Source organism: Tritonibacter sp. SIMBA_163, from assembly GCF_046535935.1.
GTDB classification, from domain to species: Bacteria; Pseudomonadota; Alphaproteobacteria; order Rhodobacterales; family Rhodobacteraceae; genus Epibacterium; species Epibacterium scottomollicae.
In genome coordinates this window covers 1-4797 of sequence record NZ_JAWJBP010000045.1, presented here as the reverse complement: position 1 = coordinate 4797, position 4797 = coordinate 1, and the positions used below count along the sequence as shown (strand labels likewise).

The window sequence follows — 4797 nt, the reverse complement described above, 5'->3', positions numbered from 1 at the left end:
ATCCTCCCACCTATTAAGGGAATTGAATCAGCCGAGAGCCCTGCAATCAAGGGCGAGTTTTTCAACAAAATACGCCCTTGTTGAAGGATGCTGCACGATGCACGAGCGTCAGCTTTGCAGATTTTGGCCCCACCTCAGAGGAAACGCCGCACACGCGTTGAATAGTCTTCGAATGCGGCGCCGTATTGGTCTTTGAGCCAAGGCTCTTCGGAAAATGGCCCGACAATAAGCACCGCTATTCCAGCCAGTCCGACGACCATGGCCCAAGGCGCTGCTGACAAGATCATCCAGCGACTTACGATGCCAATATCAGCTATATATTACGGGTTCCGAGAATAGCGGTACATGCCCTCGGTGCGTAGTGTGCCTTTGGCTCCACCCGTCTGCCGCACTCCAAAATGTGAGACTTCCATCCAAACGACGATGTTGCCGATCAGTATGAGTGGCAGGCCGACGCCAAACCGCACACAACTTGGAATGGCCAGATCAGCCCACCCCCAGACACCAAGCAGGATGAGAACCCCGAACAACGTGAATGTTGGCACCCAGACAAGGACAGGCGTGAGTGTCGTGTAGCGTTTTGGCGTTCATATCCGCCGATCAGGAAAGGTAATTGACCAGAGAATTGCTGCAAGGGTCATAGCAGCACCCCCAAGACCCAGAATGATGAGAAAGCCCTGCATCATGCCTCCGCGTGTTCGTGTTCGAATATGTGCCGCCGCTCTGCGAGCGCTTGCCGGACAATCTGGCAAGCCGACGACAGGAACAGTCCAGCCATGATTGTCGCAACAATCAGGTCAGGCCAACCTGTTGCGGTGCCCCAGACGCCCAAGGCCGCGAACATCACGGCGACGTTGCCGATGGCGTCATTACGCGAGCAAAGCCAAACTGAACGCACGTTGGCGTCCCCATCCTTGTAGCGCATCAGTAAGAACACACTGGCAAGGTTGGTCAGCAAAGCCAGAAAGCCAACAGCGCCCATAATCTCGGCTGTGGGAACTCCGACATAGAAGACGCGGTAGACGGTCGATCAAATACCTAAAGCCCCATCAACAAGAGGCTGAAACCTTTGAATAACGCTGTGCTGGTACGGGCGCGAAGTGACGCTCCGATGACGGCAAGAGAGATACCATAAGTCATAACATCACCCGCGAAGTCGAGCGCATCGGCTTGCAAAGCCTGTGACTTCGCCAAATGGCCAGCCGCCATATCAACCGCAAACATCGTCGCATTCAGTGCAATGACGATCCAGAGCCTTCGTTTGTAGTCGTCTGAAACGCCGTCAAACGTGGCGTCATGTCCGCAGCAACCGGCCGTCAGATTGCCTCCTGTTTTTCAAGGTTTGATTGAGTTGGCCGAAGGTTTGCCTCGCCACCGGGAATGCTCGGCACATGTCCGTCGCGCATCTTCCAGACGCGGCGGTTCATCCAGTGGCGAATGACTAGGCGATAGAGAAGACCCTTGAGGCCAGTCAGCTGACGACGGGTTGCATAGAACGTATCGGGGGCGTCGAACGTGCCAAAGTCGTGATTGATACCGGTCTTTTGGATGTACGTGCTCGCCCCGCGCCATTCGACGTTTGGGCTTTGTAAACAATTTGTACCCGCACCATAGGCGCACAATGACTGACGCTGTGGGAAGGCATTTTGCAAGCTGGCGAGGACGGCTGCATCCAGAATGAAACCTTCAAGGTTCAACCACCGCCCTTCGTGATAGATTTCGACCCATGAGTGGATGATATTTCGGGGGGCAAGCGGATAGACCAATTCCGGCACGACCCCGCGCTGCAACCCTTTGTCGATGGTGAAGCCATGAAAGCGGCACGGCACACCAAGAGCGCGCAGGAGCGCCATGAGCAGTGTGCCCTTTGTGTTGCACTGCCCATATCCATCAGCCAGCACTCTGGACGCAGGCAACGCGTCATCGGAATTGTAGCCGAACAGAATTTCGTTGCGGACAAAATCATACACTGCGCCGATCTGGTCGGTTTGCGAAAGCGACAGCCAGCCACGGTCAGCTATTAGGCACTGAATGGGGGATGCTTCGAAGTCCAGCAGGGGTGTCGGGGACAGGTATTGGTCAGTCATGGTCGCCTCTTGAGTCTGTGTCCCACTCTATTTACAATCTCTAGTGACTAGAGGTTCAAGAGGCTTCTTCATGTTTTCTATCGACGAGCTTTCAAAGCGCATCAAGGTCAAGGTTACACCCATCCGTTACTATGAGGAAATGGGCCTGTTGGCAGAGGCCGAGCGCACGAGCGTTAACCAACGACGCTATGAGACGACAGGATTGGAGCGGCTGAGTTTCATTCGCCACGCGCGCGATCTTGGCTTTTCGATATGAAGCCATGTCTTCGCTCATCGAGTTACAGGACCAGCCTGATCGGTCGTGCGAGACCGCGACAGACATAGCCGTTTCGCAGCTTGCAGATGCGCGCCAAAATCAAACGACTGAAATTGTTGGAGAAGGAACTGTCCCGAATTTCTAAAGGCTGCGATGGCCACGGCGTAGCGGCAGACCGTTATGTGCTCGCGGTTTTGGCCGATCATGAGCTTTGTAGCAGGGAACACTGACAGCGTTAGGAGACATTCCAAATCGCAACGGCAACGGCGGCAAAGTCCCGCAGTGTGTGAGTTCGCGACCCGCGTAGCGAAGGACCGCAATGCAGGTTCGTGTATAAGGCCGTGGGTCCGCTTCGGGCTGGCTGCCGTCATCTAGCCGCAGGCGCCAGGTGCAGAATCGCTGCAACCCTGCTGCCGCATCGCCGCAAGTCGGCTTGGAGCCCATTGCGCCTGATGCTGCGCGGTGTGCGAGTGGCGGCTTGTTGGATTGGACCGACTGTCATTCAGAGAAACTTCCGCACCTGATCGAGCACAGCATCAGGGTTTTCGAGCTGCGGCAGATGCCCGACCCCCGGCATGGTCGTGAACTCGGCATCCGGCATCAGATCGTGAAGAGATCGCCCGCGTTCGAGGGGAATCCAGGGATCATCCTCACCCCAGACGATTTTTGTTGGACAGCGAACTGCGCCGAACTGTGGCTCAACTTCAGCCGTATATTTCTCGTCCGCCTGTGCGAACTGACGATAGAAGCTCGAAGCGCCGTCCTCCGTCAGCCAAGGTGCGACTAGGTTTTTCAGATCTTCTGCTGGTATGTCATTAACGAGCGCACCTTCGATGTAAGCAGTGACCAGCGCGCGATGAATGTGTGCAGGCAGCCCCTGAAAGGCGTCGACGTGTTGCCCCATATGGTCAAAAAAATCTGACCCCCAGGGGCGCATTGCAACGACGTTCATGAGAACATATTTCTCGAAATCACACCCATGCAGCAGATGGGCGCGCAATGTCGTTGCGCCGCCAAAATCATGCGCAACGACGTGCGGACGCGTTAGCCCCCAATGACCCAGCATTTCAGCGAAGACTTCACCTTGAACATCGAGCGATGTGCGTTGTTCGGCGCTTTTGGCTGATTGGCCGTAGCCGGGCATATCGTACCAATGGACGCGAAAATCCTTCGCCAGATTGGGGATCACGCGATGCCACGAGAATGATGACCAGGGCCATCCGTGGGCCAGCACGAGGTTCGGTCCTTCGCCGATCCGCCCTGCCGCGACTCTGCCCGCAGCCGTCTCATAGGTTTCATGCAAGCTCCAACCCGTCATTCCGATTTCCATTCTTACCATCAAAAAGATATTGATGGTAAGATACCCACCTGCTTCACACTGTCAAATCCGTGTTTTAAGGTGAGATATGGGTATGTTGGATCAAACCGTCTGGATTGAAGATGACCTCATCGGGGGTCATCCTGTCTTGGATTTTCTAAATACCGCTGGCGGTCGCACAAAGCTGCGCGATGTGGAGCGGCTGACCGACTTTCCGACCTTTCTTGAATGGGCCGTTGTGGCCGATGTCCTGTCCGAGCAGGAGGCCCGCGACCTGCTTGCGCGTGAGCAGAACGACGCTGACGCGGCGCAAGCTGTCTTGGCAGACACACGGCGTTTTCGCGAAGCACTGCACGCCCTCCTGATGGCTGAACAAGCGGATCTGGAATGGCCCGAGCCTGAACGCACTCAGGTTATAGACGCCATTCGCCAAGCGCTTAGGAACGCGCATCTTGAAAGCGACGGAGATACGTACAGATGGGCAACTTCAGCCCAACAATCTGATCTGGAGCTACCCAAAGTAAGGATCGTCCTGTTGCTTGAAGCACTGCTTCGGAGCGATGATCTTGCACGAATGCGAAACTGCGAGCGCTGCTCTTGGCTGTTTATTGATCGGGGGCGGGGACGTGCGCGTCGTTGGTGCAGCATGGCCGCGTGCGGTAGCAGAGCCAAGTCGGCGAAATACTACCGTCGTAAGACGACGAAATCCAAGTAGCCGACATTGGCGCATGTGTAGCGAAATGGGACTTTGTACGGCACTGCAGACGGCCGACCTTCCGATTTCGCTGCACGATGTCATGAAGGGCCGGTTCGGGGAAGCTGCGCCGCAGCAAGGCCGAACCTCTCGAACGTCCGGTGTGGGCCGAAAGAGCCTATGTGCAATGTTTCGTATTGGCGCTATGCGCCAATATAGAGGCCGCGCCTTACTCAGAATAGAGGTAAAAATGGGGGTCAGTTGTAACGCTTACGAACTTGTTGGGGAACTTGCGAGTATTCTGCGTTTGGGAGGACTGGATGCAACGAAGCCCCCGCGTTTTGCGAGGGCTTTGTCGGGAACGATGGTTGCGGGAGTAGGATTTGAACCTACGACCTTCAGGTTATGAGCCTGACGAGCTACCTGGCTGCTCCATCCCGCG

At 55.7% G+C, this 4797-nt stretch carries 3 protein-coding genes, 1 tRNA gene and 2 pseudogenes; 2 read left to right on the top strand and 4 right to left on the bottom strand.

What is annotated here, in order from left to right:
* Positions 1 to 682: 682 nt before the first annotated feature.
* Positions 683 to 1320, bottom strand: a pseudogene (locus R0J92_RS21155) (cation transporter).
* Positions 1317 to 2087, bottom strand: coding sequence for a transglutaminase-like domain-containing protein (locus tag R0J92_RS21150; protein WP_411053085.1), 771 nt, complete (start codon positions 2085 to 2087; stop codon positions 1317 to 1319). Before R0J92_RS21150 ends, R0J92_RS21155 begins: the two are co-directional and overlap by 4 nt.
* Before the next feature lie 70 nt (positions 2088 to 2157).
* On the opposite strand from R0J92_RS21150, the pseudogene R0J92_RS21145 reads away from it, so the two are divergent.
* Positions 2158 to 2573: pseudogene (locus R0J92_RS21145) on the top strand (MerR family transcriptional regulator).
* A 272-nt stretch (positions 2574 to 2845) separates the two neighbouring features.
* Here the strand turns inward: R0J92_RS21145 and R0J92_RS21140 are convergent.
* The gene (locus R0J92_RS21140; protein ID WP_317385617.1) at positions 2846 to 3661 is read right to left on the bottom strand and encodes an alpha/beta hydrolase; all 816 of its coding nucleotides are present in this window, start codon (positions 3659 to 3661) and stop codon (positions 2846 to 2848) included.
* Between the two features lie 94 nt (positions 3662 to 3755).
* Here R0J92_RS21140 and R0J92_RS21135 point away from each other — a divergent pair, with 94 nt between their 5' ends.
* Positions 3756 to 4376: a CGNR zinc finger domain-containing protein gene (locus R0J92_RS21135; RefSeq protein WP_411053084.1), complete on the top strand. Its 621-nt coding sequence runs from the start codon at positions 3756 to 3758 to the stop codon at positions 4374 to 4376.
* 344 nt (positions 4377 to 4720) lie between these two features.
* Here the strand turns inward: R0J92_RS21135 and R0J92_RS21130 are convergent.
* Positions 4721 to 4797 (bottom strand) — tRNA-Met (locus R0J92_RS21130).

What these genes read in the sequence shown, in the direction of transcription:
- R0J92_RS21150 (WP_411053085.1), bottom strand. Translation starts at nt 2,087, where the DNA reads ATGACTGACCAATACCTGTCCCCGACACCCCTGCTGGACTTCGAAGCA.
- R0J92_RS21140 (WP_317385617.1), bottom strand. Translation starts at nt 3,661, where the DNA reads ATGACGGGTTGGAGCTTGCATGAAACCTATGAGACGGCTGCGGGCAGA.
- R0J92_RS21135 (WP_411053084.1), top strand. Translation starts at nt 3,756, where the DNA reads ATGTTGGATCAAACCGTCTGGATTGAAGATGACCTCATCGGGGGTCAT.